Origin of the sequence: Paramuribaculum intestinale, from assembly GCF_003024925.1 — a bacterium.
Classification (GTDB): domain Bacteria; phylum Bacteroidota; class Bacteroidia; order Bacteroidales; family Muribaculaceae; genus Paramuribaculum; species Paramuribaculum intestinale.
In genome coordinates this window covers 1-4,831 of sequence record NZ_PUED01000174.1, presented here as the reverse complement: position 1 = coordinate 4,831, position 4,831 = coordinate 1, and the positions used below count along the sequence as shown (strand labels likewise).

At 38.9% G+C, this 4,831-nt stretch carries 3 protein-coding genes; all 3 read left to right on the top strand.

All coding sequences use genetic code 11. The features are described from left to right. The coding region (locus C5O24_RS14070; RefSeq protein ID WP_107681816.1) for a YobI family P-loop NTPase at positions 1-3,147 on the top strand (3,147 nt) is incomplete at its 5' end. 5 nt (positions 3,148-3,152) lie between these two features. Beyond that, entirely contained in the window at positions 3,153-4,010 is an 858-nt protein-coding gene (locus C5O24_RS10820) for a hypothetical protein (RefSeq protein WP_107036499.1), read from the top strand. Then, the coding region (locus C5O24_RS10815) for an alcohol dehydrogenase catalytic domain-containing protein (protein WP_107681815.1) at positions 4,007-4,831 on the top strand (825 nt) is incomplete at its 3' end. The genes C5O24_RS10820 and C5O24_RS10815, both read left to right, overlap by 4 nt.

Here is a 4,831-nt window from a genome sequence, read left to right as displayed (position 1 = left end):
CTTTGGACTATTGGTTTTATAATCGCATTCTTTATAGCTTTTGAGCCCGAATTTGCTAAAGTCGATTCAGCATATGAGTGGTTGAACTGGGGTAAAGTGAACTCATTATTTGATTTCCTCGCAATGGGCTATATGCTTTTTTGCTCAGCTTATGTAATCAAATACTTTGTCCAAGGATATAGCAATTCAAAATTGAATAAACTAAACCTAAAGGATGGGGAAATCGATATTAAAGAGGACAATTCAATTTTCAACAAACATCTAGATGAAATATTATATTTTTTCAGAGCTACCGAATATAACGTGGTTATCATTGAAGACCTCGATAGATTTGAGACCTCAGATATATATCTTAAACTCAGAGAACTGAATCAACTAATCAACGAATCAGAAGAGATTAAACGCCATATCACATTTGTATATGCTGTAAAAGACGATGTTTTTGATGATGAACATCGGACTAAGTTCTTTGACTATATAATCACTGTAATTCCTGTCATCAATCCATCCAACTCAAAGGACATCCTTAAAAAGCAATTATCAGAAATTGGTTTACCCAATAATACTATATCTGATGATGATTTGGCCTCCATAGCCTTCTTTATCCCAGATATGCGTATTCTCACCAATATTGTAAACGAATTTCAGCAGTATCGAGAGAAACTATCAAAGACTGGTCAGCCCCTCAATATGACGAAGTTGCTGGCAATGATAGTGTACAAAAATTACTATCCTAAAGACTTCGCTGAATTGCATCGTCGCAAAGGGAAAGTGTATGCATGCATATCTCAGAAGAAAGCTTTTATTGAAATTGCCACAAAAGAAATCAATGACTCAATTGCAGTTTGCAATAAGGAGATACAGGCATATAAAGAAGCGAAGAAATGGGAGATTGTCGAACTTAAAAAATTATTTTTGGTAAGCCTTCTGAACCAAGTAAATTCAACGGCAGTTTCAATTCGTATCAGCAATCAATACTATACAATCGAATCGATAGCAACATCGGATAACTTATTCAATGATTTGCTTACTCAGGAAAGTGTAAGCTATCATTATCTGTATAACTATAATTCAGGTAGCGCATCGACTACCAGTACTCGTATTAATGTAAAGTCAGTTTATCAAGAATCACCATACTTTGCAAAAATTCAACTAATTTCTATTGAACCAGAAACACTCAAGAATCGTCTAAACAATCTAAATAAAGACCTAAGAACTACATCTGGCCTAAAATTAGCTTCAATACTTTTAAAATATCCCAAAGTTATGGCATCCGATTTATATATGAACTTGGGATTAAGTGAGATGATGAATATATTCCTTATTGAGGGATATATCGATGAAGATTATTATGACTACATTTCTTACTTCTATGAAGGCCTGATTTCTCCGGCGGATAGAGAGTACATCCTTTCAATCAGACAATTGCAAACGCCCGAATATAATAGACATATTGATAAAATTGATAATTTCGCTAAGGAACTGCGTCCAAATAACTTTATAACAGAGAGCATTCTTAATATTGAATTGCTCGATTACTTTACGTCAAACAAGTCAAGGAATTCCAAAATTTCCGATTTTTATGACCGTATGGTTGATGTGATTGAAACCACCTCGAAGAGATACGACTTTCTCGGTGAGTTTTACATTTCAAGCCATTCTCCTGGAGCATTCCTTGTGACCTATTACGAATCTCGCCTGTCTTCAATTTGGAAAGATGTAATTGCTCTGCCGAATGACGAGAAAAAGAACAATCTTATAATCAGCATCATCCAATTTGGAGGAGACCTTAATGATGAAATTTTCAATTGGATAAGTGAAAACTATCTCTTCATTCATAGCCAGTATGCATATATTGAGAATGATAGGCTTAGATTCATCATCGAAAACGCAACATTTACGGCTCTTATGGCTGGAAATGCCCCCTTATTGAATAATGTAATATCTGAGTACTCATACATTATAACTAAAGACAACCTCTGTGTCGTGCTCTCAACTGTATATGATAAGCCAGAGACAACAGTCCAAGACATAACATTGGATAATATACAGAATTGTGGCAACGATGATGTTAAGTCTTATCTTTTGGACGAGGATAACTTTTCCACTACGTTCGATTGTATGAACATTCAGTACAACAACGAATCGTTGGAATCTATTGAATTTATTCTCAATAGCAATTTACCAGAAGATAAGAAAAGACAATTCTTGATGGGGCAAGAATGCCGCAGAGAAAATATTATTGGGCTTACTGACGAACAGGCTATGCTAATGTATGAATGCAATTTAATAGTTCCTACATGGGAGAATGTCTCTATATTATATGAAAAATATGGAAGCAATATTTCTCTCGTGCTCAACTTCATCAAATCCAACTGCGATAGTCTATCTATAGAGAAGAGTGCTAGTGGGGTTGAAAAAGAAATTGAGTTATTTGATTTACTGTTTGGTTCTAACGAACATCTTACATTCGATGAATACGTATCTCTCAATAAAGCGTTTAGATGTGATGTGGAAGGTGATGAGTATCTAACTACACTTTCGAAAGAACGATTCGAATTGTTATTGAGAAATCGGAAAATACCTTTTGATAAAGAAAATATAGCCGTTTTAAATGGCACTGAACGACTTTCAACATACCTAATTTTCTGGAATAAGAAGTTCATCGAAAATATTGATTGGGACTATATGCTATCTGCCGAAGTATGCTTGGTGCTGTTGCAAAGTGATAGGTTTTCGACTGAAGAAAAACTTACAATCATCCGTAAAGCTCAATATCCTGTAACTCAAAATAACGAATCCCTAAGTAATATCGTTCTTTCTATATTCTCAGAAAATCTAGATGGCATATCATACACTATTGCAGAATTGAGAAGTCTCATCAAGCAAAGTTCTCTGCTTGTCCCCAAAAAGATAATAGCCAATCATGTACTTATTGCGCTTGATTACAATGAAAACGAATTCATAGATGTGCTTCAATCTATAGGAGACCCATCCTTTACGGCCATTTCGGAAAGGCATAAGAAACCCAAAATCGACAAAACAGTGCCGAACCTCGAACTTCTGAAGACTCTTAAAAATAAAGGTTTTATCTCTTCCGCTAAAGACGAAGGAGAATATATGCGACCAAATTATTTCAAATCCTGATCACTATGGATATTATAGATACAATCATACAAACTGAGAAAACCCGGGAAAATGTTCGGAAAGCTATTCCTGTGCTTATTCATTGGGCACAGACTGGTCAGACAAACCACACCTATAGCGATCTGATTATCGTTTTAGGCAAAAATAGGTTCTCTGGAGTTGGGCATGTACTTGGGATGGTACAAGATGTTGTTGAGGCTTTAGCAAAGAAACTTGAAACCAAAATACCAACGTTAAATTCATTAATAAAAGACAAGAACACGGGACTGCCAGCAGCTGGATTCAGTTACGTAGAACCCAGCTACAATACATGGTCTGATGAGGGCAAGCGAATATTTGTGAAAGGGCTTGATGAGGAAGCGATCAACTACCCTCATTGGAATATGATCTTGGATGAGTTAGGACTATCGCCCTTATTGTCTTTTAGTCCAGAAGAGATAGACAAAATCAAGAATCCACAAAGATGTAGTTTTGGAGGGGAAAGCCCTGAACACAAGGCTCTAAAAGATTATGTAAAAAGTCATCCCTCTTGTTTGGGCGTCACAGAAATCATCAATGCTGATGTTGAACATATACTTCCGTCTGGAGATAGATTGGATGTCTATTTTGAGTGCATAGATGGTTCAAGGGTTGCTGTTGAAGTAAAGCCGTCAATATCTGACGATTCCGACATAACACGAGGTATATTCCAGTGCATCAAATATAAAGCTATACTTGAAGCATTAACCAAGGCAGACGGAACAAATGCTCCTGTAAAGGCAATTCTTGTCGTAAGAAGAGATTTCTCAGATCTTCATCAACGCTTAATTAACTTATTAGGCGTTGATGTTCAAATAATTGAACTGAATACGGAAGAAATATGAAGGCATTGACATATATTCGCAAAGGCCGGTTTGAGATAATCGAGAAGGATAAGCCTAAAGTCGTAGAGGCTACGGATGCTGTGGTGAGGGTGACTCTGAGCAGTATCTGTACCAGCGATTTGCATATCAAGCATGGGAGCGTGCCGAGGGCTGTGCCTGGCATTACTGTCGGGCATGAGATGGTCGGTGTGGTTGAGAGTGTCGGCGAGGCTGTCTCCAAAGCTAAGCCGGGCGACCGCGTGGTTGTGAATGTGGAGACGTTCTGCGGGGAGTGTTTCTTCTGCCAGCATGGGTGGGTAAATAATTGCACTGACCCGAATGGTGGTTGGGCGCTTGGCTGCCGGATTGACGGCGGACAGACGGAGTTTGTCCGCGTGCCGTTTGCTGACAATGGTCTGACAAAGATTCCGGATAATGTGAGCGATGAACAGGCTCTGTTTGTCGGTGACATTCTTGCCACCGGGTATTGGGCTGCAAAGATTTCGGAGATTGGCGAGGATGATACGGTGCTGATTATCGGTGCGGGACCGACCGGACTTTGCACTTTACAGTGCGTCCGGCTTTATGATCCGAAACGAATTATTGTCTGCGAGAAGGATGCGGTGCGTCAGGAATTTGTCAAGAGTCATTATTCTGATGTGGTCGTTGTCTCTCCGGAGGTGTGTCTGGAGAAAACGTTGCGGCTGTCGGAACATGGCGGTGCGGACCGCGTGATTGAGGTTGCCGGTGCGGAAGATACATTCCAGTTGGCTTGGCAAGCGGCTCGATCGAATGCAATTGTAACGGTTGTGGCTCTTTACGATAAGCCTCAGGTCTTACCG